At 42.7% G+C, this 25,141-nt stretch carries 20 protein-coding genes; 10 read left to right on the top strand and 10 right to left on the bottom strand.

What is annotated here, in order from left to right:
• The first annotated feature begins 53 nt into the window (after positions 1-53).
• Complete coding sequence (locus ABXS78_RS08985) at positions 54-605, top strand: histidine phosphatase family protein (RefSeq protein WP_366249770.1); 552 nt, start codon at positions 54-56, stop codon at positions 603-605.
• On the opposite strand, the gene ABXS78_RS08980 is transcribed toward ABXS78_RS08985, so the two are convergent.
• Positions 602-1,789, bottom strand: a complete 1,188-nt coding sequence (locus ABXS78_RS08980; RefSeq protein WP_366249769.1) for a M14 family metallocarboxypeptidase — start codon at positions 1,787-1,789, stop codon at positions 602-604. The genes ABXS78_RS08985 and ABXS78_RS08980 overlap by 4 nt on opposite strands.
• 232 nt (positions 1,790-2,021) lie before the next feature.
• Here ABXS78_RS08980 and ABXS78_RS08975 point away from each other — a divergent pair, with 232 nt between their 5' ends.
• Positions 2,022-2,261 carry a ferredoxin family protein gene (locus ABXS78_RS08975; RefSeq protein WP_093728423.1) on the top strand — a complete coding sequence of 80 codons (240 nt, stop codon included), beginning with the start codon at positions 2,022-2,024 and terminating at the stop codon, positions 2,259-2,261.
• A gap of 87 nt (positions 2,262-2,348) precedes the next feature.
• Positions 2,349-3,860, top strand: a complete 1,512-nt coding sequence (locus ABXS78_RS08970) for an FAD-dependent oxidoreductase (protein ID WP_366249768.1) — start codon at positions 2,349-2,351, stop codon at positions 3,858-3,860.
• A gap of 34 nt (positions 3,861-3,894) precedes the next feature.
• Here the strand turns inward: ABXS78_RS08970 and ABXS78_RS08965 are convergent, their stop codons facing one another.
• On the bottom strand, positions 3,895-4,167 hold the full coding sequence (locus tag ABXS78_RS08965) for an acylphosphatase (RefSeq protein WP_176465708.1): 273 nt from the start codon (positions 4,165-4,167) through the stop codon (positions 3,895-3,897).
• 114 nt (positions 4,168-4,281) lie between these two features.
• Between ABXS78_RS08965 and ABXS78_RS08960 the strand changes: the two genes are divergently transcribed.
• From ABXS78_RS08960 to ABXS78_RS08945, 4 genes are all read left to right on the top strand, one after another.
• Positions 4,282-5,799 carry an FAD-dependent oxidoreductase gene (locus ABXS78_RS08960; protein WP_366249767.1) on the top strand — a complete coding sequence of 506 codons (1,518 nt, stop codon included), beginning with the start codon at positions 4,282-4,284 and terminating at the stop codon, positions 5,797-5,799.
• Positions 5,800-5,919: 120 nt separating this feature from the next.
• Positions 5,920-7,068 carry an NAD-dependent epimerase/dehydratase family protein gene (locus ABXS78_RS08955; RefSeq protein WP_095222730.1) on the top strand — a complete coding sequence of 383 codons (1,149 nt, stop codon included), beginning with the start codon at positions 5,920-5,922 and terminating at the stop codon, positions 7,066-7,068.
• Between the two features lie 9 nt (positions 7,069-7,077).
• Complete coding sequence (locus ABXS78_RS08950) at positions 7,078-8,232, top strand: glycosyltransferase family 1 protein (RefSeq protein WP_366249766.1); 1,155 nt, start codon at positions 7,078-7,080, stop codon at positions 8,230-8,232.
• A 202-nt stretch (positions 8,233-8,434) separates the two neighbouring features.
• Positions 8,435-9,406, top strand: a complete 972-nt coding sequence (locus ABXS78_RS08945) for an NAD(P)H-quinone oxidoreductase (protein WP_366249765.1) — start codon at positions 8,435-8,437, stop codon at positions 9,404-9,406.
• 608 nt (positions 9,407-10,014) lie between these two features.
• On the opposite strand, the gene ABXS78_RS08940 is transcribed toward ABXS78_RS08945, so the two are convergent.
• The 6 genes from ABXS78_RS08940 to ABXS78_RS08915 form a co-directional block, all read right to left on the bottom strand.
• Positions 10,015-11,232, bottom strand: a complete 1,218-nt coding sequence (locus ABXS78_RS08940; protein WP_366249907.1) for a DUF1343 domain-containing protein — start codon at positions 11,230-11,232, stop codon at positions 10,015-10,017.
• A 49-nt stretch (positions 11,233-11,281) separates the two neighbouring features.
• On the bottom strand, positions 11,282-13,201 hold the full coding sequence (locus ABXS78_RS08935; protein ID WP_366249764.1) for a glycoside hydrolase family 3 protein: 1,920 nt from the start codon (positions 13,199-13,201) through the stop codon (positions 11,282-11,284).
• Between the two features lie 779 nt (positions 13,202-13,980).
• The gene (gene abc-f / locus ABXS78_RS08930; protein ID WP_366249763.1) at positions 13,981-15,615 is read right to left on the bottom strand and encodes a ribosomal protection-like ABC-F family protein; all 1,635 of its coding nucleotides are present in this window, start codon (positions 15,613-15,615) and stop codon (positions 13,981-13,983) included.
• Positions 15,616-15,882: 267 nt separating this feature from the next.
• A complete protein-coding gene (locus ABXS78_RS08925) occupies positions 15,883-17,301 on the bottom strand; it encodes an amidohydrolase (protein ID WP_366249762.1) in 1,419 nt (472 codons plus the stop codon).
• Positions 17,294-18,028: a small-conductance mechanosensitive channel gene (locus ABXS78_RS08920; RefSeq protein ID WP_366249761.1), complete on the bottom strand. Its 735-nt coding sequence runs from the start codon at positions 18,026-18,028 to the stop codon at positions 17,294-17,296. The genes ABXS78_RS08925 and ABXS78_RS08920 overlap by 8 nt, the downstream gene beginning before the upstream one ends.
• A 19-nt stretch (positions 18,029-18,047) precedes the next feature.
• Positions 18,048-18,752 (bottom strand): DUF5058 family protein, encoded by a 705-nt coding sequence (locus ABXS78_RS08915; RefSeq protein WP_366249760.1) that lies wholly within the window; start codon positions 18,750-18,752, stop codon positions 18,048-18,050.
• Between the two features lie 428 nt (positions 18,753-19,180).
• Here ABXS78_RS08915 and spoVB point away from each other — a divergent pair, with 428 nt between their 5' ends.
• Positions 19,181-20,707, top strand: coding sequence for a stage V sporulation protein B (spoVB, locus tag ABXS78_RS08910; protein WP_366249759.1), 1,527 nt, complete (start codon positions 19,181-19,183; stop codon positions 20,705-20,707).
• A gap of 66 nt (positions 20,708-20,773) precedes the next feature.
• Positions 20,774-21,994 carry a DHHA1 domain-containing protein gene (locus ABXS78_RS08905; RefSeq protein ID WP_366249758.1) on the top strand — a complete coding sequence of 407 codons (1,221 nt, stop codon included), beginning with the start codon at positions 20,774-20,776 and terminating at the stop codon, positions 21,992-21,994.
• A 39-nt stretch (positions 21,995-22,033) separates the two neighbouring features.
• Here ABXS78_RS08905 and ABXS78_RS08900 read toward each other — a convergent pair whose 3' ends face one another.
• Entirely contained in the window at positions 22,034-22,183 is a 150-nt protein-coding gene (locus ABXS78_RS08900; RefSeq protein WP_176465710.1) for a hypothetical protein, read from the bottom strand.
• 199 nt (positions 22,184-22,382) lie between these two features.
• On the opposite strand from ABXS78_RS08900, the gene brnQ reads away from it, so the two are divergent.
• Positions 22,383-23,732, top strand: a complete 1,350-nt coding sequence (brnQ, locus tag ABXS78_RS08895; protein ID WP_366249757.1) for a branched-chain amino acid transport system II carrier protein — start codon at positions 22,383-22,385, stop codon at positions 23,730-23,732.
• 73 nt (positions 23,733-23,805) lie between these two features.
• On the opposite strand, the gene ABXS78_RS08890 is transcribed toward brnQ, so the two are convergent.
• Positions 23,806-24,933, bottom strand: coding sequence for an HD domain-containing phosphohydrolase (locus ABXS78_RS08890; RefSeq protein WP_366249756.1), 1,128 nt, complete (start codon positions 24,931-24,933; stop codon positions 23,806-23,808).
• Positions 24,934-25,141 lie beyond the last annotated feature (208 nt).

Here is a 25,141-nt window from a genome sequence, read left to right as displayed (position 1 = left end):
TCCGATTGTTAACCGATAATAAGGCTAAGCATAGCTAGAAGGAGATGGGGCTTGTGAAAAGGATTATTCTTGTTCGTCATTGCAATGCACAAGGACAGCATAAAGACTCGCCGCTAACGTATGAAGGAATAAATGAAGCCCGATCGCTTGCTGCTTTTTTGAAACGGCTGGACTATCCGATCCAGCGTGTCCTCTCCAGCCCCTTCTTCCGGGCCGTCGAGACAATTAAACCTTTTGCCGATGCAGCAGATATACCGATAGAGCTCGACCGGCGGCTGCAGGAGCGAATCTTAAGTGAAGAACCTGTTGATGATTGGCTGGAAGTATTGGAAGAGTCGTTTGCCGACTTTGATCTGCGCCTTCCGGGCGGTGAATCATCAAATGATGCCAGAATCCGGGTGCGCGCCCTGCTCGATGAACTGGAAGCTGAAGAGCATCTGGAAACTGTAGTCCTGGTCACACATGGGAATCTTCTGGCAATCCTTTTGAAAGAATTCCAGACTGATATTGGATTTTCTCATTGGAAAGGCTTTTCTAATCCGGATGTATTTCTGGTGCAGCGCACTGGCGGCAGTTATATGGTCGAACGAATCTGGAATGCCTAAATGCTATCACTTGTAAGTATGACCATTAAAATGGTGCACAGTTTTTCATAAATTGTATCGACTTGTTCTAGGGGCAAGGGATTTTGTCCTTTGCCCAGTTCAATCGTAAAGCCGGGCCGTTGATAGGATCCAATGAACCAATCTTTAAATCCGGCATAGTTATCGAGTTCCTTTACTGCTTTGTATCCGCTTAGATGTTCCATCTGAGCGACTAGCTTTTCCGCAGAAGGCGGCTCTTTCTCCTCGAAGCTCCAGTAGATTTCCTCTCCTTGCGTGTGCAGCGCCACAACTGAATCAAAATCTTCTTTGCGAACGAGCTCATACATACCAATCGATTCCGGTTCAGTCAAAGGCGTAAGCCCCGGAAAATCACGAGAACCAGGCAGTTTTGGTTTCCGCAGCTGCTCGTATTCCCACTTGGCAGGATACTGCTTATTCAAATCAACACCTGTTATATTTGCCTTCCACCCTTGAAAGTCACGAAAGCCCTCATTCAAGAATTGGACAAGTTCTTCATAGTCATAGGCAGCTTTACTTCCATGAATAACAAGATCAGCACCATCCGGGTTTACCATAGGTACAACTGAAAGCGTCACTTCTCGATATAACTTGCTTGCAGGGTAACCGAAAAGCTTTTTGTCATGTGTGACAGCAAGCAAGTATTCATTTACGAACCTCATGAGAGCTAAAGAAGTGATCCACTCATTGCCATGATAACTTGCATTTATATGAATCTTTTTCTTCCCTTTGCCAATTTGGAGTTCCGTTACTGGTTTTCCCAGTACCGATTTGTATACTGTACGCATGCGGATATACGGAAAAAGCTGATGAAGCGCTCTTATATCATGAAGACAAGTAGCATAATCATAGTGCTGGCGGAAGCATGTTACCGGATAGGTCACCTGCTGCGGGAGTATGAGCTCAGTACCTGCAGGGAAGTGGGATGCGTTATACAATAGATGAACCAGTCTGAGCGGAAGCCTATAAGCAGATGCTAAGGCAGCATCTGTCATCTCCTTATCGAGAGTGAATGACTTGGGAGCATAGCCAGGAACCTGGATAGGCTGCTGTGATTTTACATGCGTAGACAGAAACGGATTTGCAGCAAACAGGACATACGTCGGGAGGTGGAACAGTGTTGCCACCGTACTTAATTGACAGCTTTCCTGCAGTGTTATCTCCATATGGATCGCCTCCTTTGCTACAGTGTATGTCAAGTATGAAGTTTTTAGGCAGAACAGGCAAGCTGTCAAATATTGAGTACGCCCGTTGTTATTATCGAATATTGTTGTTATAATTTGAATCGATAGGGTATAAATACATATAGTTCGTTGTATTTTGCGAAGTCGCAGTATACCTGGATAAAAACCGTGTCGAATGACCGGTTCATTTATAGTAGTAGAGGAGGCTGTACACATGGCTTTTGTCATTACTTCCCCATGTGAAGCGGAAAAGGCAGGCGAATGCATGGAAGTTTGCCCGGTTGACTGTATCGCGGAAGGTAAAGATATGTTCTATATCGATCCTGACATCTGCATTGATTGTGGTGCATGTGAAGCGGTATGCCCAGTTGAAGCGATCTTCATGGAAGACGAGGTACCAGCGGAAGAAACGAAGTATATTGAAATCAACCGCAAGTTCTTCCAGGAAAACTAAGCAGATCCACTGCCAAGAGGCAGTGGATTTTTTTGTTTATCTTTTCCTCAAAGAGGTTAAGTGTAACAAAAAAGGAGTTGTCACTATATGTCGACTGGCAAGCATGAATCTTATTGGATCGAAACAAGCAGTTTTCCGAACTATGAGAAGCTGCAAGAGGATACGGAAACAGAGGTTTGCGTAGTCGGCGGAGGCATCGCAGGAATCACTACTGCTTACTTACTTACAAAAAAAGGCTATAAAGTCACTTTAATTGAGGCATTGAAACTTGGGCATGGTACAACAGGCTATACGACAGCCAAATTGACAGCTCAGCATGATTTAATCTATGATCAGCTAATCAGCAAATTTGGCGAAGAAACTGCTCGAATTCATTTTGAAGCAGCAATGGAAACAATTGATTTTGTAAGGGAAACAGAAAAGGATTTACAGGCAGATTTTCAAATAAGCCAGGAACCCGCTTATGTCTTCACTGATGAAAAGAAAAATGTCCGCCAAATTGAAAAGGAATGGCAAGCATATGAGAAGCTAGGCATACCTGGTGCATTGGTAGACGAAATAGCACTGCCGCTTTCCGTACAAAAAGCGGTAAGGATGGATAATCAAGCACAATTCCATCCGCTTCTTTTCCTCCAAGCGATGGCAGAATACATCAGCTCACATGGCGGGCATATTTATGAAGACACTCGTGCCGAAACGATTGAAGAAGGTGAACCAGCTACTGTCAAGCTGAAGGATGGCGGGAGTGTAACAGCCAAGCATGTGGTAATAGCTACTCACTTCCCGTTTTATGATTTCAAAGGAGGTTACTTTGCACGTTTGGATATTGCTAGATCTTACATTGTTGCAGGTAAAAGCCCGCATACCTATCCAGGCGGTATGTATATATCCATTGACAGTCCATCAAGATCTGTCCGAAGTGCAAAGGACAAGAGCGGGAATACATTATGGCTGATCGGTGGCGATGGGCATCGAACCGGTAAAGGAAATAATATGAAAGAACATTATAGTCATCTCCGCAATTGGGGCAGATCAGAATTCGATATAGGTGAATTTGATTATAACTGGTCTGCAGAGGATTTCATGAGTCTGGATAGTCTTTTCTATATCGGCCGTATAACGAAACGCACTCAAAATCTTTATGTTGCCACCGCATTCCGCAAATGGGGTATGTCCGGGGGCATCACCGCAGCGAAGGAAATCACTTCTTTGATTGAAAATGGCAAAAGTATCTATAACGATATTTACGATCAGGCACGGCAGGACGGGATCAAAGGCATCGGTACGTTAGCTAAAAATATGGTGGAAGTAGGTAAAGAGCTCGTATCCGGAAAACTTGAGAAAACAGAAAAGACCATCGAAGAACTGAGTCGTGGAGAAGCAGGGAAAATACGACAAAACGGCAAGCTGGTTGGTATCTATAAAGATAATGATGGTACTGTCCATAAAGTAGACACTACATGTACTCATATGGGTTGTGAAGTACATTGGAACAATGCAGAAACAACCTGGGATTGCCCTTGCCATGGCTCGCGCTTCAGAGCAAGCGGGGAAGTTATTGAAGGACCGGCAGTAAAGGACTTAAAAAAGATAGATTAAAAAAACGCCTGGCTATATGCCGGGCGTTTTTCATTTACCTTACTTCAAAACGTCTGAAGCCTTGCTGTTTTTCTAAGTATTTCAAATCAACTTGTTTCACTTTTATAAAGTTATTCGGACCTTTGCGGATCTGCTGGATGAATTGTTCTACTTTTTCTGGATCACCTTCAGCATCAACTCTAACAGTACCATCTGCCTCGTTCCGGACAAAACCCACTAACTCAAGATTTCGGGCGATTTCAGCTGCAGCAAGCCGGAAACCAACACCTTGAACCTTACCTCCAACTACCATCTGAACGCATTTCATACCTATACCGCCTCCTTGCAAAACGTCTTCCCTGATAGCGTATACAAAAAACATCTGATTAACACATCATTTCTTTGGCAAAAATGGTGCTATTACTACAGATGGAGGATAATCATGACACATAATAAAAGCTATTGGCGGGAGAAGACGGAGATTCCGCAGTTTGAGACACTCCGTTACGATACAGAAAGTGAAATCGTCATTGTTGGCGGAGGTATTACCGGTATTGTCACAGGATACATGCTTGCAAAGGAAGGGCGGCAAGTGACCATTCTGGAGGCTGACAGTCTCTATAGCGGAACTACAGGCTATACGACAGCAAAGCTGACTGCTCAGCATGGGTTGATCTACGATGAATATATCCAGCATTTTAATAAGGATACAGCTAAGACACATTATGAAGCGTGCATGGATGCTATCAGATTTGTAAAAGAGACGACTTCCGCGCACAGTATCGACTGCCATCTGGTAGAACAGGACGCTTATATCTATACAAAGGATAAACAAAACATCAATAAGTTGGAAAAGGAATACGACGCATATCAGAAGCTTGGTATACAGGGAGAACTGACTGACTCGATTCCGCTTGGTTTTGATGTAGAGAAGGCATTGATCATGAAAGAACAGTACCAATATCATCCGCTGGAATTCCTTAACGGTTTACTTCAAGTATTTCTTGATAATGGAGGTAAGGTATATACAGATACACCAGTTGACACTATCGAAGAGGGACAGGAACCTGTTGTGGTTACAAAGAGCGGATTGAAGGTAAACTGCAAAAAGGTAGTCGTTGCTTCGCATTTTCCTTTTTACGACGGAAAAGGCTTCTACTTTGCCAGACTGTATCAGGATAGATCTTACGTAGTGGCTGCTAAGCCAAAAACGTCTTATCCTGGCGGCATGTACATCAATGCAGATACTCCTTCCAGATCCGTGCGCAGCATTGAAACCGAAGAGCACGGCCCCTTACTTCTCATAGGCGGGGAATCCCATCGTACAGGTGAAGGTCATCCTGAGGAAACATATTATAAGGAACTCGCGGACTTTGCCGCTTATCTGGATACAGAGACTCCAATCTATATGTGGTCGGCCCAGGATATCGTCACATTGGACAATCTGCCATACATCGGTCATATCAGCAAAGGCAACGATAATATCTTTGTCGCTACTGGATATCGTAAATGGGGTATGACTAGCAGTATCGTTGCAGGTCTTGAAATCAGTTCACTTATTACGGCAGGCAGCAGCCGCTACAAAAATATTTATCAGCCATCGAGGTTTCAGGCTGACCCGGATTTGGGTAGTGTAACTAAGAATGTTATGGAAGTTGCGAAGGAATTTGTGCTAGGTAAATTGGAACAGCCATATGAATATGTCCCGAATTTGAAGCGGGGCGAAGCGACCAAAGTGCGGTTTAATGGCCTGCTGCTTGGTGTCTATAAAGACGAAAACGGAGAAATTCACCAAGTCGATACAACTTGTACCCATATGAAGTGTGAAGTCAATTGGAATAGTGCTGAATCCAGCTGGGATTGCCCTTGTCATGGTTCACGTTTTTCTGGAACAGGTGATGTCCTCGAAGGACCGGCGAAAAAGCCGTTGAAAAAATTGGATCGCGGGCTGAACAGTTAACAACTTATTTACACATTCTCAAATCTTCCTTAACACCATATTGTTTTTCATTGCAGCATCGTTAGCATATAATTATTAACGAACGTACCAAGAAATGTTGATGTCACAGGAGGATGAGTCATGAAAATTGTTGTAGCTGGTGGAGATGGTTTCTGCGGATGGCCGACAGCCCTTTATTTGTCCAAGCAAGGTCATGAAGTAGCAATCGTCGATAACTTAGTAAGACGTAAGTATGATGAAGAATTACGATCCAATTCCGTAACACCAATTTATTCCTTGGAAGAGCGCGTCGCAAAGTGGAAAGAGAAGACTGGCAAGGAAATCAAGACATACATAGGCGACTTGAACCATTATGATTTTCTAGCGGAAGTATTCCGTCAGACACAGCCTGACGCATTTGTCCACTTTGCGGAACAGCGCTCGGCACCGTACAGCATGATCGATCGTGAGCATGCAGTATACACGCAGCAGAATAATGTGATCGGAAACTTGAATGTATTATATGCAATTAAGGAATTCGCTCCATCTTGTCATCTGATTAAGCTTGGTACGATGGGAGAGTACGGTACCCCTAATATCGATATTGAAGAGGGCTATATCGAAATTGAACATAAAGGCAGAAAGGATAAACTGCCGTTCCCGAAACAGCCGGGTTCTTTTTATCACTTATCCAAGGTTCATGACAGCCATAACATCATGCTTGCTTGCAGGATCTGGGGCATTCGTGCAACAGACTTGAATCAGGGTGTCGTATATGGTCTTCATACAGAAGAGACGAAACTCGATCCGGTTCTTGCAAACCGTTTCGATTATGATGGTGTCTTTGGTACAGCTTTGAACAGGTTCCTCATTCAGTCAGCTACTGGCCACGACATCACTGTATATGGAAGCGGCGGACAGACACGTGGCTTCTTGAATATCACGGATACAATCCGCTGTGTGGAAATTGCAGCAGAGAATCCAGCAGATGCAGGGGAATTCCGGGTATTCAACCAATTCACAGAAAGCTTCTCTGTGAAAGAACTTGCTGAGAAGGTGCAGAAAGTCAGCCGGGAGAAGGGTCTTGATCCACAGATCAAATCTATCGAAAATCCGAGAGTGGAAGCAGAAGAGCATTACTATAATGCGGTGAATACGAAGCTCCGTGATCTTGGTCTTGAACCGAATCTGCTAACAGATGACGTGCTTCGTGAAATTCTGGAGACGGCTCTTGAACATAAAGATCGCGTCATCAAAGAAAATGTGCTTCCTACAGTTACGTGGAAATAGGAGTACACATTGAAAATCGTCATTATCACCGAGACATTTCTTCCATCGACTGACGGTGTCGTCACCCGGCTCACCGAAGCGATCAAGTTCCTGCGCAACCAGAATCATGAAGTCGTCGTCATCGCTCCGGATTTAGGTGTTACCGAGTACGAAGGCGCTCTTGTGGAAGGGGTTGGAACGGTAACGATGCCATTTTACCGTTCCAAGAAATTCTCCTTGCCGACTAGGCGAATTAGATCCTTGCTGGAGAAGCATCAACCGGATCTCGTACATGTGGCGAACCCAGCCTTGGTCGGAGTAGCGGGAATACATTACGCGCATAAGAAAGGACTGCCGCTTTTGGCGTCTTATCATACACATGTACCGAAATACCTTGATTATTACAAGTTGTATAAACCTTTAAAACCATTATTCTGGTGGCATTTCCGTAGGTTGCATAATACAGCTGACATTAATCTGTGTACGTCTGCTGCCATCAAGCATGAGCTTGACGAACACGGCTTCGAGCGGATGCATGTGTTGCGCAGAGGCGTCGATATAGAGAAACGGCATCCGAATTTTTATTCAGAACGTATGCGTGAGCGGCTTTTGCAAGGAGATCATAGAAAGAAACTGCTTATCTTTGTCGGCAGATTGGCAATTGAAAAGGAAATCCATAAGATTCGTCCATTGCTGGATGAACGGGATGACTTAGCATTAGCCATTATCGGAGACGGTCCTGCCCGTAAAGAACTGGAGAAGATATTTGCAGGAACAAACACGCTGTTCACAGGCTTTCTTCATGGAGAAGAGCTATCACAGGCGTTTGCTTCTGCTGATGCTTTTCTGTTCCCGTCTGTTACCGAGACACTCGGTCTGGTCATACTAGAAGCTATGGCATCCGGCATACCAGTCATTGCTGCTAAAAGCGGACCGACACTGGAGCAAATCGAGGAAGGCAAGACAGGATTCCTCTTTGAAAATGAGGATGTAGCCAGCATGAGTAAAGCGGTTGGCAGACTCGATAATCAGGAATTAGCAGCTATAATGAAGAAGAATGTGCGAATAGAAGCTGAGAAGCACTCCTGGACGAATGCTTCCAGTGAATTATTTGATTACTATTTAGAGACTATTCAAGCAAGATCCCCCGTATATCAAGCAGTGCAAAACCCGAGCTCCAGATAACGGAGCCGGGTTTTTGCATGTTTAAGCTTTTTATCATATGGTTAACAATAAGAAAAAGCACACGAAATGAGGTGCAGCAGCATGAAATTCTTCAAAGGTCTGCTAATCGGGATTTTGCTCGCTCTTCCATTCTGGATAGTGCTGATTTATTTACTTTTTTTCCGTAAAGGATAAAAATAAAGGCAGAAAGGGAGTCTTAACTATGAAAGCAATCACATTACAAGGTTTCGGAGGCCCAGAAAAGTTAAAACTGGAGGAATCTGATAAACCAAAAATAAAACCGGACGAAATTCTTGTCGCTGTAAAGGCTTCAGCAATCAACCGTGCCGATATAGAAAAGCGCAAAGGAAACTATCCATCCAGTGATTTCGATCCTATTTTAGGCTTGGAAATTGCCGGTGTGGTAGAAGAAGCAGGAGAGGAAGCCTACGGATGGGAAAAGGGAGACCGCATCTTTGGACTCATTCCATCTGGCGGCTATGCTGAATACGCTGTGCTTAACAGTAAGCTGGCAATGCCAATTCCAGAGCATCTAAGCTATGAAGAGGCAGCGGCGGTCCCGGAAGTCTTCCTGACAGCTTATCAGACGCTACATTGGCTCGGAGAGCTTAAACAGGGTGAAACCGTCTTGATCCATGCTGGTGCAAGTGGTGTTGGAACTGCTGCCATACAATTGGCGAAGCAAGCAGGTGCAACAGTTGCAGTTACAGCAGGATCACAGGAAAAACTTGATTTCTGTAAAGAGCTTGGGGCTGACATCACAATTAACTATAAAGAAGAAGATTTTGCTGAGAAGCTTGCCGATACAGGCGCTGATGTTATTCTGGACTTCATTGGAGCAACATACTGGGATCAGAACATCAAAACACTTAAAACTGACGGCAGATTGATCTTAATTGGATTCTTAGGTGGTACGGAGCTAGAGAATGTATCCATAATGCCGTTGCTTGCAAAGCGCTTACATGTAAAAGGAACATTATTAAGCACAAGAAGCATTGATTACAAAGCCAGACTGACAGCTGATGTAATTGATAATGTATTGCCATTGTTAGAATCTAAAGCAATCAAGCCGATTGTCGATAAAGTATTTCCGTTAGCAGAAGTCTCGGATTCTCATGAATATATGGAAAGTAATAAGAATACAGGAAAAATCGTATTACACGTGGCAGATTAATAAGAAAAATGGATTGTGCAGCAAAGCTGTTTGCACAGTCCATTTTTTTGATTTTGTCTCACTATCTTAAGAATACTTAGGATTTGAGATATGATACAGCGTTTTTCATTTACTTCCGATAATATATATTATGTAAACTAAGTTATTTTAAAATAATGAGTACTAATAGTTCACTTACTTTCTACTTCTATTTACGCCTTCTTTTTAACTATCCATGATTTGCAGTTGTTCACCTGTGCTTATTATAAATTTTTCTCGCATTGCTACCGAGTTTTATTCCTTGATGTCCTTTAATTTCGGCTGTCGATAACTACTATGTTACCAAATGTTTTAAGCGGCATAGTTTTTGATTCTAAATTGTCCTTATCTACAGCAATATTTTTATAGTGTATCCTATTTTGAGCAGCCTTATAAAAGTATACAATTCTAGTGGAAATACAACTTAAAAGGATTTATAAAAAAATGTCTTTAATAGTGCGCTTGTTGATCGCATCTCTATTGTTAATTACAAATGCCAACGTTCACTTCAGCTGCGTCACTCAAATTCTGGAGAAATTTCCCTATACTAAAAAAGGGTGAATCTTAATGATTTCACCCTTTTGAAACAATTACTTATAAATTAAGTACTCTTTTCGAACCTTCTTAAATTCATATAGATCTTTCTGATATTTTTTCGTGATTTCTCTAACGGATGCTCCTTCAAGAATCATTGTTCTGACCCAATCGTTTCCAATCAATTTATCAAAGAAGTTGTTTGAAAGGAATTCGAAATCGTCTGGATACATGTCATGAATTGTTTTAATGATGTAAAGTCCTGTAGTTACCGCATCGAATTCAGCGCGGTCTGTTACATAAATTTCAACACCATGGCTGAGTTTTCCAGCATGTTTAGAAGATGTCGGTGTAAAGGATGCAGCCCTGAATTTCACGCCTGGCAGACTGAGTGAGTTCAATTCTGCAGCAAGATTTGTACTGTTGATAAAAGGTGCGCCGATCAGTTCAAATGGCTTAGTTGTTCCCCGCCCTTCTGAAAGGTTTGTTCCTTCAATCAGACCGGTTGCAGGATAAACAAATGTTGTTGAAACTGTCGGCATATTTGGTGACGGTAGGACGAATGGAAGTCCTGTGGCATCGAAATCCATGGACCGCTTCCAGCCTTTCATTTTGACGACTCTCAAATCTGCTCCAATATCAAATTCTTCGTTGAAGAAGGAAGCAAGCTCTCCGACTGTCATTCCGTGCTTTGTTGGAATTGGGTACATCCCTACAAAGGAAGAGAAATCAGGCTCGAGTACAGGACCATCAACTGAAAGTCCGCCTAACGGATTCGGACGGTCAAGCACGATAATTGGAAGGTTGTTTTCTTTTGCTGCTTCCATGGCATAAGCCATTGTATAGATGTATGTGTAATAGCGTGTGCCGACGTCCTGAATATCAAAGACAAGCACCTCTACGTTTTTAAGCATTTCAGGTGTTGGTTTTCTTGTTTGTCCGTAGAGGCTGTATACAGGTAGTCCTGTTTTTTCGTCAATATAAGATTCAACATATTCCCCTGCCTGAGCATCACCGCGTACGCCATGCTCAGGACCGAATAAAGCTGTCAGTTCAATATCCGAATCTTCGTGCAGCAGATCAACAATGCTGTTCATTTTTGAGTCAATACCGGTCGGATTGGTAATTAAGCCAACTTTTTTGTCTTTTAAAAGTTCTTTCTGATCATCTAAAAGGACCTCAACACCAGGCGTTACTTTATTATCTTTCTTCCTCTTATGGGCAGCAACCTCTTTTTCCGCAGGAAAAGCACTTAAAGCAAGCAGCAGAATCATTACCATCAACAATACTCTTTTCAATGGTACTCCTCCCCTTTAATTCGGATTATTTAAGCAGCTTCCCTGAACGAATATCGAGTCCATAACCATATGGATAAAGAATCTCTTCAGGTTGAGTGACAGATGGAATATCTACTGGTAATATACCTTTTGGCTTTGATTCACCAAAAATCGTTTTAATGCCGGCAGGAATGTTCGGCTGTCTATATGCACCATTTGAATAGCCTTTAAAACCATAGACCGCAAGCACAGCTTTTGCTTCTTCAAAATTTCCGACATCATAAGGATTGCGCAGACTCATTAACACGAACTTTTTATTCTTTGCTTCAGCATCTTTCATGACAGCTCTTGGAAAAGCTGTTGCCCATTTGCTTGAATCCTGAATACTGTCATCAATGACGCCATCATTTACAGCAGGATCATTTTTCACAACATAGGAACCGGTAATAACATAGTCTGCTTCATCAACCATGGCTGCCACCTCTTCATTGAAGGACTTTTCCGAGAAAGCATAGCCAGTAACTTCAACATCTTTCTTCTTGCCTTTTAATTCGTTTATGCTTCTTGTCATTGCTTCTACTTGATCATTAAATGGAGCAAGCACGAGAACCTTCTCACCTTTTTTTGGTTTGAAAGGGAGTGTTTTGTCTTCGTTTTTCAAAAGCGTAACAGCATCCTCCGCCATGTTCTTTTCTTCCTTCAAATGCTCCTTGTTGCCTACTACTTTTAACGATTTAGCTACTTTTTCTTCAATTGGTGATTTGTCAGGATCCAAAATACCGCGTTTTTCTTTCAGTTTTAGAATTCTCTCAACTGATGCATTTACTTGCTCCATCGGGAGTTCTCCAGATTCGATTGCTTCTAGCACTGCGTTATAAACGGAAGCCAAATTCTTTTCCATTTCCAAAGAGTTCACTTGTGCAGGCATCAACGCAATATCTACACCTGATTTTAAAGCTAATACTACAGCTTCTTCCTGGCCGAAGTTGTCTGAAATCGCTTTCATATTAAGAGCATCTGTTACAATTACACCTTCAAACCCCATTTCCTCGCGCAGCAATCCTGTCAACACTTTTTTGGAAAGTGTGGCTGGAACCAAAATCTCCTGACCGTCTTTTTTGCTGATATACGTTGTATCATCAAAAGCAGGAAATTGAACGTGAGCTGTCATAATCATATCTACGCCTTCATCAATTGCATTCTGAAAAGGCAGAAGTTCTACAGCTTGTAATCTATCCTTGTCATGTGTAACAAGCGGCAAACCGTAATGACTGTCAGTAGCGGTATCGCCATGTCCTGGAAAATGCTTTGCTGTTGCAGCAACATTCTGGCGTTGCAGTCCTTTTATAGTCTTAATACCTAGCTTTGAGACAAGCTCTGGATCAGAGCTGTATGAACGGACACCGATTACAGGATTTTCAGGATTGTTGTTTACGTCCAATGACGGACCGAAATTTACATTTACACCAAGAGACGATAATTCTTCCCCAATGATTTTGCCAGTTTGATAGGCATATTTCTCACTTCGTGTTGCACCTAACGCCATGTTGCCTGGCAGATTCGTTCCCGTTTGCAGACGTGTCACGATTCCGCCTTCCTGATCAATAGTTATGAAAAGCGGTAGTTCCGGGCTTGCATTTTGCAAGCCATCTATCAAACGTACTGTTTGTTCAGTACCGACGACATTTTCAGCAAATAGGATAACGCCCCCTAAATGATATTTCTGAATGATGCTTCCCACTTCATCGTTCATCTCTATAAAACCTGTTGCTTTGCTTTCCCCTTGCTTTTGCCAGTTGCGGAAATCCGGCATAAGCATTTGACCTACTTTTTCTTCAACCGACATTCCTTCAACAATTGTCTTCACATCTGTTTCAGCCTTCACATCTGTAGGTTTGATTCCAACTAAAGCCGTAACTGAAAGCGCTGCAACTAAAGCGGCTGCCGCCCATTTCTTTTTGAACATATCCCCATCCCCTTATTAATTATTTGATACCAAAGCTTTGTAAATAGCTTTCACTACATAGTAAAGCGAGTAAGTCCGATGGTTATATCGCCATTCTTTACAAGATTGAGCACTTAAAGGATTTTCGTTGTTTTGTAGGAAAAAGAGGCAGCGAACGAGACATCGTCCAGTTTTACATTGGCTATCAAGCTTGCAATTAGATACTTAATAGTAAGGCTGTTGTACCTTAATAAATGCGGAGTAATTTCTGTTGGGCCTTCGCTGCTTTATTTGAAGCACAAAAACCAACGTTTTTTATTAACATGAATTACTTTTATAAAGAATATTGGTTCGTATAAATAAGAATTGGGCTATTATTTAGCTGAGTGCTTAAATGAAGTAGGAAGGTTCAAATATAATTAATATTCCGAAAACTATGAGGGGGAATCGGCAGTAAACTATATACTAAAAGTAAGCGGTAGTATTTCCTGTTATTATGACCTCCATATCTATTTTTCCCCAAGTTTAACATACTCCATTATAAGATGGTTCAATATTAGAATTTCTTTTAAATTTAGGAAAACTTGACTATTACCTTTTATATAGGACTGATGTTTTACATATATAAACACTCCCGTTTACGGTAGTCAATTAGTGTTTTGAACATACAGAGTTTATGTGAAGAGATCGATTATAACTGACCACTTGCCCTTTTAATAGTTGGTGGTACTTCTTTGTTTACATAAGGTCGCAGGAAAGAAGAGTCATGTTTTTGAATACACGACTCTTCTATTTTTCATCTAATTCTTCAGTTGTCTAATTCTTTTTGTCAGTTGATTAAAACGCTCATCCAAATCCTTGTACGCTGTATCTCCAGGTGTCAGCATACTCAGCTTCCCTAATACTTCCTGCCGTTCATTTTCAAGCTGCATCAGAAGAATATCATCTTCTGTTTCTGATTTAGCTGCTGTTGTACTGAGATTCTTGCTTATCTTTCCTTCCTGTATGATTAACTGCGTATCTGTCACTTTCTCTCTGAAATAGCGATCATGGGAGATAACGAGAAGTGTCCCGCTGTAAGCTGTGAGTGTGTGTTCCAATTGTTCCCTGGATGGAAGATCCATATGGTTTATTGGTTCATCTAGCAAAAGTACATCCTTATCTGCCAGGATATGCTGCATAAGCTTCAATTTCACACGCTCTCCCATACTCATTCCTTCTATCGGAAGCATCCAGCTTTCTTTATCGAACCCAAGATTCAGAAGCAGCGTTTGTACCTTTCCCCTCTCAGCAAATGTTTCCTTGTGAAAGATCTCCCCAGGTGTCTTATTCAGGGGCAGATCATAGACATCCTGTGAGAGATAGCCGATGTTAGCTGTTGGCGAAATCCATATTTCTCCTGCATACGGTTCATTATCGGTTATCATCCGGAAAAAGGTTGTTTTTCCGCAGCCGTTTGGCCCTTGCAAACCGATCTTTTCCCCATGCTTGATGGTGAAATTAGCATCTTGAAAAAGTATCTTATCATCATATTGCTTGGTTACATTTATACATTCCAGAAATCGTTTTCCCCTTTTACGGGAGGAGCTTAATTCGAAGGATACCCCATGATCAGGTACAGCTGCTTCGATTTTCTCTTTTTCTAATTCCTTTTCCAGTCGCTTTTGCTTTGATTTCACAGCCTTATCCATTCGTTTTGCTTTTTTACGATAATATTCCTTGGCGCCTTCTTGTTTGGTAGATTGTGCATGTGCTTTTGTACTCCAATTTTGCAGGGAAGCAATTTGACTCTCTACTTGCTGGATGCGTTTCTGCTGCTTTTCATAGGCATGCTGCTGTGCCGCTTTTTCTTTTTGTCTATGATCTGTATAAGCAGTATAATTTCCTGCAAAAGTATGAAGCCTCTGTCCTTCTATAGACCATATCTTTGTAGCCACTTGATCTAGTAAATAGCGATCATGAGAAACGATCAGAATTGTTTTGTTGGTTTTTTTGATTTCTTCCACAAGCAAGTTCACACTGTCTTCATCTAAATGATTAGTTGGTTCATCAAGGAGCAATACGTCTGCCCTGCTGGAAAGGCCGTTCGCAAGTCTTGCTTTCAGCTTCTCTCCTCCACTCATTTTATGGTAAGAAATGGATGGAATTCGCCATTTGCCGAGCAGTACAGCTGCTTCAAACTGAACTGATTCAGAAGAATAATTTTCTCTTTCCTGTTCCACTAATTCTATCCCTATCGAATCCGCCGTCCATATTGAACCTTCTGTCACAGGCTTACTACCTGCCATAAGCTGCAATAATGTACTTTTACCTGCGCCATTCCTTCCGGTTATACCAATCACATCACCTTGGTGTACTGTAGCATTTGCTTGCTGTACGATAAGACGTTCACCATACTTGTAGGTCATTTGCTGTACTTTGATTAATTCTTTCATAAGTAATCGCTCCTTAACATAGGAGGACAGAAAAAAATCCTCCCAAAATAAATTGGAAGGATTAGCCGTACCAGAAATACACATACGTCCTTGGAGAGGTATACGTTTCCGTTCAGTTTGAAAATGGGCAGACTAATCCTATTTTATACGCGTTGAAAATGACTTTTCAATTCGTTAAAAACAAGATTAATCAATCATCGGCCACCCATCATCCTCTCGTGTTTGTTGGTTACAGTATATCAAAAGTGAAATGGAAGTCAATTACAATTAGATTAATTGCTCTTTACGTTCTGTTCCCGGGGCTAATACAGTCCCATCTAGACCAGCTTGATAAGGCTTGTCGACAGTGGCTTCTGCGAATTCTGCTTTTGCCTGCTCAACAAGTGCCGGTTCCGTCAGAAGATCATATGCGGTCAAAGCCATGATTCTTGCAGCATAATGCATGCCCTTCAGGCCGATGCTCGTTCCGAATACTGCTGTAGCTTGCCAAGCGTGTACTTGGGTGCCAATCGGCCCGCAAGTCGTACCGATGCTGGCAAGTGGTGTTATCCAGCTTACATCGGCGACATCTGTCGAGCCGGGCATCGTCGTATCTTTCATCGTCATGTTATAAAAATTCTTGGTCGGCAGTATGTCATTAGAATCTAGGCCTAACAGGCGACGGGATTCCTCAATGAGTTTTGGATCCATTGACTTACGCAGAATAGCAGCATAAGCAACTTCATCCGAAGTGAAGCTTTCCATCGGATAATCCTCCATATTGCGATAATTCAGCGTATCCAATGTATCATTTGTCAGCATATGATAACAATTCGCTAAAAGTTCATGCGAAGTTGAGGTGCCAGTAATCAATGCTGCTCCTTTTGCTATATCATACATTCGCATCAGCATATCTTCTACTTGATCCCGGTTCTCACCTCGAAGGTAATACCATACTTCGGCTTCATCCGGAACGATATTCGGCGCTTGGCCACCGTTGGTGATAGCATAATGGATACGTGTGCCATCCACTAGATGCTCACGAAGGTAATTGGCCCCGATATTCATGATTTCCACGGCATCAAGCGCACTTCGTCCGGCATGCGGTGCGCCTGCTGCGTGAGCCGGTATACCATGGAAACGGAATTTGATGGAGATCATTGCTTGGGTACTATAATTGTGGACGACGTTACTCGTTCCTGGATGCCAGGTGAGACAGCAATCCAGGTCGTTGAATACACCTTCTCTTGCCATGAATGTCTTGCCAGAGAGCACCTCTTCAGCTGGACAGCCATAATAGCGGATTGTACCGTTCACCTTTCCTTCATCGATAAGCTGCTTCAGCCCAAGCACGGCCTCTACACCAGCTGTTCCGAGTAAATGATGGCCGCACGCGTGACCTGGTCCGTTTTCACTGACAGGATCCTTATAGGGCTTGCTTGATTGGGACAGACCTGGCAAAGCGTCAAATTCACCTAATATGCCGATGATAGGATGCCCGCTCCCGTATTCCGCATAAAAAGCAGTTTGCAAACCGCCGATGTTATCTGTAATGAGGAAACCGGCATCTGCCAGCACACCCTTCTGTGCTGCACTCGCATAAGTCTCTTCATAAGCGATTTGAGGATGCTGCCATATATCAAGTGCTAAACTTCCTGTGACGTGCTCTAACTCCTCCAGATTACGAACCAGCTCTTTTTTACTCATGAACCATCTCTCCTTTATTATTAGATTTAGATGCTTGCTTGTTTTCCAAAAGTACACAGATAATGACTGTCAGGAACATACAGACTAAGCCTTTAAAGAAGATAGGGATGGGGAGCTGTGTCATCAGGATCCCGAAAACGATGCCGATCACACCGAAAAGCGGTTTTCTCATAGCCAATTGAGCAATCATGCCTCCAAAGATAGCAGGAATGATATAGGCGAACGCAGCCTGAACGGATTCCGGGATGACGGATAGGATATACGATCCTCCTAAAATGACGGGAATAAGCACGGCAATATTCATAAAGCTGGCTGCCGCTATAGCAAGAGTTGCTGCTACCTCTCCTTTTCTCGTACCTGGTTCCGCGCCAATCACTTGCTGAGCTGCAGCCGCAGACGGAAGACACATGTTAGCGATGTTACCTGTCAGGAAACTAAGGTACGTACCAGAGACCCCGAGTGTTGCGTAGTAACTGACCGGCTCCACTACCCAGGCAAATCCAACTAAGGCGATATATGCGAGAAAGGCTGCGAATATGGCCTGCCATCCAGGATGATAGCCCTCGACGAAAGATAGGTAAAGCGGCAATGCTGCCGATAATACGATCACACAGCCAATCGTGAGCCTGCCCCAGAAATGGGCATTTACATGAAAAGCATCAAATGATTGCTGCTGTGTTTCCATCAGCTGTTCCTGTACTATGACCTGTTCTGCTGTTTTAGCCATTTTCCTTTCCCTCCCTTTCTTAACCTATAAAGTAGCCGACGGTCAGTCCGCCGATGATAGCAAAGCCTAATGCCCATTCTTTCAGCCAGTTCAGATGAAACTTATTAGCTAGCAATAAGGTGCCGATTGTTATCAGAATGCTTGTCAGGATGATCAAGGTATGCCCGCTGCTCTTCACTGCCTCATTTGCAGCGAAGTAACCGAACGCGCCCAGCATGGCTGCGGTTGAGATAATAACCATCTTCTTCGTACCATTTTTACGTGCTGTAATCTTCTTTTGGAAAGAGCCTAACGACTTCGTAAAGAAAAACGTGACGATTAACCACCCTGTACCGCCAATGCACAATGTCCAAGCGATGGTTGTGAACGCCTCAGGACCGAAGTTTGCCGATCCTAGCTCTGTGCCATAAGCTGTCGAAGCCATTTGGGCACCGAGTGATTCGGTAGCGGAGGATCCGATAATTGCACTGCGCATCATCGTAAGCGGATTCCCGATCAACGTCATCAGTGACACGGCAATGATAATATTGCCTAAGGCAGGACCAATTGCCGCAATAGCACCTGTCTTCATTGCACTCCGGGCCTCTCGATCTGTCATACCAACACTGGCTTTCACCTGAAACGCAGATCGCATGAATACGACTCCTTGAAAAATAACGATAGATACGACAAGCAGACAGAACACCCACAGAATACCGCTGTTCATGATCTCAGATATCTGCAATTTTTCGCCTCCTTAAATATAATTAATAATTCTGATTATTATGTTAATTGTGTAGCCCTTAGCTGTCAAAACCTTTATGAAAAACAGGCCTATCTGAGTAAGGATGCAGAAGAATCAATACGAAATCATACCTATCACTTGTCAGTTTCTTTATCAAGAGACATCCGATAAGTAACAAGCTCCGCTGGTCAGTTCGGCTAACAACTTTTAGGTGCTGGCTCTCATGCGTTAAAAGCAATAAAAAAGAGCTTATCTGAACCTAGCCCGGAATTGGCCAAGATTGTTTAGCTCTAAATTAAACATAAGATCGATTAATAGGTACTTACCTTTATATAGCTTACTTAATTGGAACTGTAGCTTACTCCTCTATTCATAAACAGCATCTTACTCACATACATCTAAACTATGGACAAGTTGAGGTGACCAATGTGGGTAAACAATCATTATTGAAAGGTACGATCATCCTTGCGGTTGCTGCTTGCTACAGTAAGCTGATCGGATTCATAAACGGAATCGTTTTGTCACGGCTTTTGGGACCAGAAGGAATCGGACTGGCGATGATGGCTATGCCGATAACCGGTCTGCTGATTGCAATTACAGGCTTCGGACTGGAAGTAGCGGTTGCCAACCTGGTGGCAGAGAATAATGCGACGAATAATCGGACAAGACTGCGGCACGTCCTTTCCCTTTCCTTTCTGATAACGGGGACATTGGGAGTTATCACATCCTTGCTGCTGCTTGGACTGGTCCATTATATTCCAGGACTTTTATTTGCAGATGAACGTGCCATATACACATTCACAGCTATCATCCCAATTATACCGATTGTCGCGATTTCTTCTATCTTGAAAGGTTATTTTCATGGCAAACAGTATATGTCACCTGGAGCTTTCGCATCTATCCTGGAGCAGAGTGTACAGCTTGTAGTTACGTATATGCTCGTTCAATACTTGCTCCCTTACGGTTTAGGTGTTGCTGCTGCAGGTGCTGTGATCAGCATGGTCATTGGCGAAGCAATCTCTTTAGGTGTATTGATCATAGCGTTCAACAGGCAAAAGGAATTCAAATGGCGTTTCTTTCATATTATCCGGGATCTCGTCCGTGACGGTAAACAGCATACAAGAGATTTGATTCGTGTCGCATTGCCCAATACCGGCAGTCATTTGGTCAATAGCTTTGCTGGGGTTCTATTACCAATAATTATTACCCATAGCTTTCTGACAGCAGGGCTTACAGCAGAAACAGCTACCGAAACGTATGGGCTCTTAATGGGCTATGTCATGCCGCTAGTATTCGTACCGACGTTCATCACTCATTCCTTATCGACCAATCTGCTCCCTTCTATCAGCGACTTATATGCACGTCGTCAATTTCATCAGATGTACAGTAACATCAACCAAGTGATAAACGTTACAATGATGATTTGTATCCCGTGGGCGCTGTTTCTTTACTTTTTCGCGACCGAATTGACAGGTTTGTTTTATCACTCTGAAGAAGCTGGACTGCTTATTCAGAAGATGATCTTCTGTTTCATGCTCAGTTATTTGCAGATTCCGCTGCAGGCAGTTCTTATTGGTATAGGGAAAAGCAGTGTCGTGCTTTACAATAATTTAATTGCGGCGCTTGCCAGCTTGCTGATGATCTACTTCGTTGCTTCTCAGCCAAGCATGGGTGTGAATGGAGTCATACTCGGGCTTAACTTAGGAGAGGTGCTCGGGACAATACTCCACTTTGCGAGTCTTTACCAGGCTGTGCGCTTTCCTTTTAGTTTTGCCAGGTTTTATAAGCTGCTTATTGCCATCGTTTGTATGGCATCATGTGCGATCTTCCTTTATATGACACTGGACACGTATATCTCTAATGGTTACGTACTGCTCAGCAGTGTATTACTTGTCTCTGCCACTTTTTATTTGCTCCTACTTCACCGATTCAGACTGTTCAAACAAGAACTGTAATAGAATCATGCTTGAAGCCGATAATTCCGCTGGGTTATACTTATACTAGTAATTGAGGTGAAGACATTGTATAAACTATTGACACATAATGACCTGGACGGTGTCGGCTGCGGTATTTTAGCCACACTTGCTTTTGGTGAGGATGTTGAAATCCGCTATAATTCCATCAGCAGTCTGAACGAAGAAGTAAAGAGATTCCTGGCTGATGAAACACAGCATGAGAAAGAACTATGGGTGACGGATTTGGCTGTGAATGAAGAAAATGAAGCTGCTATCAGCGATTTCATCCAATCAGGCGGAAAAGCCCGACTTGTGGACCATCACAAAACAAGTGAGCACTTGAATGCCCACGATTGGGCATGGATTGCGACAAAGGAAGAAGATGGAACACTTACGTCAGCGACAAGTATGCTGTATGACGTTCTTGTTAAAGAAGGATATCTGGAAAAAACAAAGGCAGTAAGCGAATTTGTCGAGCTTGTCCGCCAGTATGATACATGGGAATGGGAGAAACGGAATAATGAAGCTGCCAAGCAGCTGAATGCACTGCTCTTCCTGCAAAGCATAGAAGAATTTGCTGATGAGATGATTCAACGGCTGCAGCATAATGATACATTCGTCTTCAGCGACTTGGAGGAGAAGCTGCTTCAAGTACAAGATGCACAAACAGCTCGTTATATTCGTAAGAAAAGAAAACAAGTTGTTCCTGTTAAGATAGGTACATATCTGGCCGGGGTCGTTCATGCCGAATCTTATCTCTCCGAATTGGGTAACGACTTAGGTAAAACGTTCCCGCATCTTGATTTGATCGTTATGATCATGATGGGGACAAAACGATTGAGTCTGAGGACTATCCATGACGATGTAGACGTATCGGCTATTGCGGGTAATTACGGTGGAGGCGGCCACCAGAAAGCTTCCGGAGCTTCATTGACTGATGAAGCATTTGAATTGTTCGTAAAGAATGCCTTCGACCTGCAGACATTGCGACCAGATGCCACAGAGAATAGATTCAACGTACCCGAGAACGATCTTGGGACGCTGTATGTCAATGAGCAGAATGACAAATTCCTCATTGTACAGCAAAACCGTAAATTTTATATTATGAAAAATCAGCAGCCTGCTGAAATCGGATTCGATTCCTTCGAGGAAGCTGAAAAGCATCTGAAACGGGAAGAACTCGCTTTCCTCGTTACAGATCATCGCTATGTAAGATACCTGAGTGAGCGTGTGAAGAAACAGGATTTGATTGTGGACCAACCGGTTCAAAGAAATCAAGAAAGCTGAAAAAAGGCGAAAAACACCGATGTGTTTTTCGCCTTTTCTTTATGCTTTCTCCGCACTTGCAATAGCTTGTTCTATCAGAAGGATATCATCATGAATTAAACTGCGAATTTGCGGTTCAGGACATCGTTTAAACTCGTCTTCAAGTCTTTTTAGTTCGGCGTAGAATATATCCATTTCTGTAAAGTCCACGATTACTGCCTCCAAATGGCTTTTTTACTTATATATGCCGAATGCAGCAGAAAATATACATCTTATGTAATATTATTTATAGTTGTTGCCACAAAAGAACTATGGTAGAATTCCTAACAAGGTTTAAATATTCTAATTATTTTTTCTTTTAAATTATCTGATTAATTAGAAATCGTAGTTCATCTTGGAGGTAAACACTGTGAAAAAATCTATTCCGTTTTCTTATGTTATCGTAACAGGGTTCATGTTATTTGCATTATTTTTTGGTGCAGGCAATTTAATCTTCCCTGCTTTGCTCGGTCAAAGTTCCGGAACGAATGTATTAACCACAAATCTAGGGTTCATTGTCACCGGTGTAGGCTTGCCGCTGCTAGGGATATTGGCTTTTGGTTTCTCCGGTAAGAATGATTTGCAGGATTTAGCCAGCCGGGTTCATCCTATATTCGGCTATGTGTTCACAATCGTTCTGTATTTATCTATTGGTCCGCTTTTTGCATTGCCGCGTACAGGTACTGTATCATATGAAATTGGCATTCAGCCATTCTTAACTGGTGATCCCGGACCATGGCCATTGATTATATATTCGATCTTATTCTTCGGAATTACTTGTTTCTTCTCTTTGAAACCAGCCAAGATTGTCGATATAGTCGGTAAATACTTGACACCTGCTTTGCTGATTGCCATAGCAGTATTGATCATTACTGTACTTGTCAACCCGATAGGCAGTCCTCAGGAACCAACGGAAGCATACAGCAGCAACGCTTTCTTCAAAGGATTCCAGGAAGGCTACTTGACAATGGATACATTGGCAGCGTTCGTCTTTGGTATCATAGTCATCAATTCCGTGAAAAATATCGGAGTCACCGATCGTAAAGCAATTCTCGGATTTACATGGAAAGCTGGCTTAATAGCAGCAGCACTTCTTGCTTTGATCTACACTTCCATTTCCTACCTTGGTGCAACCAGTGTAGCTGGAATTGGATTACTGGATAACGGCGGTGCCGTGCTGGCGGGAGTTTCTGAAGTGTACTATGGAAGACTTGGTAATGTTTTGCTTGGATTGATAGTACTAGGCGCCTGTTTGACGACAAGTATCGGTTTGGTTACTGCTTGCAGCAGTTACTTCAGCCGTCTGCTTCCTAAAGTTTCTTATTCAGTTATCGCTATAGTGCTTTCTTTATTTAGTACAGTCGTTGCAAATGCTGGTTTGGCTAACATCATCACCTTCAGCGTACCAGTATTGACTATCATTTATCCGCTGGCAATCGTCTTGATCTTCCTGACTTTCCTGCATGATGCTTTTGCTGGAAGCAGAGCTGTTTACTTAATCAGTTTGCTTTTCACTTTCGCTGTCAGCTTGATGGAAGGATTGAATGCTGCGAAACTTCCTATACCAGGAGTACAGAACTTCCTAACAGATAATCTGCCAATGTACAGTCTTGGTCTTGGCTGGTTAATACCAGCAATTGTTGGAGCACTTATCGGGTATGTGATTTACCTAGTCACAAAACCAAGTCAAAATGAAATCAGAAAAGCGGATGCTAGATAATATGACATTGCATCAGTAAGAATTGAATAAATGAAAACCGCCTGGAACTTATCCAGGCGGTTTTTTTTGACTATTACATATCATCTGTATTTGGGAATAATTGAAGATCATAAGAACAATTTTCAAGAATCTCGATAAATATGTCAACGATATCCGTATCGAAAAGACTGCCTTTGCAGCGAATCAATTCAGCTGCGGCATCCCGGACTGACATACCTTCACTGTAGGTGCGATCAGTAGTCATTGCGTCAAACGCATCTGCCACGCCGACGATGCGGGCAAATAAAGGTATCTCTTTCCCTTTTAACTGCTTTGGATATCCGCTGCCATCCATCCTTTCATGATGGAGCATCGCTGTATCAATCGATTTCTGAAAGAAACGGTTCGGCTGGATGGCGGACAGTATACGGGCACCTATTTCGGTATGCGTCTTCATAAGCTCGTACTCGCTTTCGGTAAGTCCAGTTGTCTTCCGCAGAATTCGATCTTCAATACCGATTTTCCCTATATCGTGTAAGATAGCAGCCTGATATAGCTCGAAGCACATTTGGGCATCCAGCTTCATTCTTTTTCCGATCAGCCAGGCATAGCGGGCTACTCTCTCTGAATGTCCTTTTGTAAGCGGGTCACGCGCATCCAGTGCTTCTGCAAGCATACGAATCATACTGACAAACATCTTATACAGTTCATCGTACATTTGACTGTTATACATAGCTAAGGCTGACTGCTCCGCCAATATCGCAGCAAGCTCCCTGTCTCGAGTATCGAAGTGGCTTCCGTTTTCTTTATCCATGAGTTGAATGGCACCTAAAACTTGCCCTTTTGCCTGAAGTGGAACAGTAAGTATGGTGGTAGCAAGGCTGGGATATGCAGCAGAGCTGTCGATAACACTTTCCGTATTTGTTATCATTTCTGCCTTGCCAGTCATCATCACTTTTTTAACGATGCCTTCCCCATCTGATAGGGTTTGCTTTGGTAATGAATCAATCGGAATTCCGTAAGACACTTTTGCCACTACCCGGTTCTTCTCTTTTTCAAGCACCCATAATAATGCCCCTTTTGCTTCCGAGATCATTACCATTTGATCGAGTATCCCCTGAGAAATATCTTGCAAATCGATTGCAGCATTCAATTCTTTAAGGGCTTCTAGCAGTTTTGATAATTCTTTCACTTTTGACTCAAGCTTCGTAATAGTTGTCAAAACGCTTCCTCATTTCCCTGAACTCATACTTTCGACATGGTACGTTCTTCCTGATATTCCGTATTTTTAAGTATAAGCGAACAACTGGTTAATTAGAAGCTGTTTTCCTATCAAGCTTAAGCTTTAATCAATAATATTCTAAGTGCTCTCTATGTTTATTTCGAGCAAGGTGCTGACTTAGGACAATCTTTCCCTTTTATGCTAGGCT

The sequence above is a fragment of the Terribacillus aidingensis genome (genome assembly GCF_040703035.1).
In the GTDB taxonomy this organism is placed as follows: domain Bacteria; phylum Bacillota; class Bacilli; order Bacillales; family Amphibacillaceae; genus Terribacillus.
This window is presented reverse-complemented; position numbering and strand designations above follow the sequence as displayed.

What these genes read in the sequence shown, in the direction of transcription:
- ABXS78_RS08980 (WP_366249769.1), bottom strand. Translation starts at nt 1,789, where the DNA reads ATGGAGATAACACTGCAGGAAAGCTGTCAATTAAGTACGGTGGCAACA.
- ABXS78_RS08975 (WP_093728423.1), top strand. Translation starts at nt 2,022, where the DNA reads ATGGCTTTTGTCATTACTTCCCCATGTGAAGCGGAAAAGGCAGGCGAA.
- ABXS78_RS08970 (WP_366249768.1), top strand. Translation starts at nt 2,349, where the DNA reads ATGTCGACTGGCAAGCATGAATCTTATTGGATCGAAACAAGCAGTTTT.
- ABXS78_RS08965 (WP_176465708.1), bottom strand. Translation starts at nt 4,167, where the DNA reads ATGAAATGCGTTCAGATGGTAGTTGGAGGTAAGGTTCAAGGTGTTGGT.
- ABXS78_RS08960 (WP_366249767.1), top strand. Translation starts at nt 4,282, where the DNA reads ATGACACATAATAAAAGCTATTGGCGGGAGAAGACGGAGATTCCGCAG.
- ABXS78_RS08955 (WP_095222730.1), top strand. Translation starts at nt 5,920, where the DNA reads ATGAAAATTGTTGTAGCTGGTGGAGATGGTTTCTGCGGATGGCCGACA.
- ABXS78_RS08945 (WP_366249765.1), top strand. Translation starts at nt 8,435, where the DNA reads ATGAAAGCAATCACATTACAAGGTTTCGGAGGCCCAGAAAAGTTAAAA.
- ABXS78_RS08940 (WP_366249907.1), bottom strand. Translation starts at nt 11,232, where the DNA reads ATGATTCTGCTGCTTGCTTTAAGTGCTTTTCCTGCGGAAAAAGAGGTT.
- ABXS78_RS08935 (WP_366249764.1), bottom strand. Translation starts at nt 13,201, where the DNA reads ATGTTCAAAAAGAAATGGGCGGCAGCCGCTTTAGTTGCAGCGCTTTCA.
- abc-f (WP_366249763.1), bottom strand. Translation starts at nt 15,615, where the DNA reads ATGAAAGAATTAATCAAAGTACAGCAAATGACCTACAAGTATGGTGAA.
- ABXS78_RS08925 (WP_366249762.1), bottom strand. Translation starts at nt 17,301, where the DNA reads ATGAGTAAAAAAGAGCTGGTTCGTAATCTGGAGGAGTTAGAGCACGTC.
- ABXS78_RS08920 (WP_366249761.1), bottom strand. Translation starts at nt 18,028, where the DNA reads ATGGCTAAAACAGCAGAACAGGTCATAGTACAGGAACAGCTGATGGAA.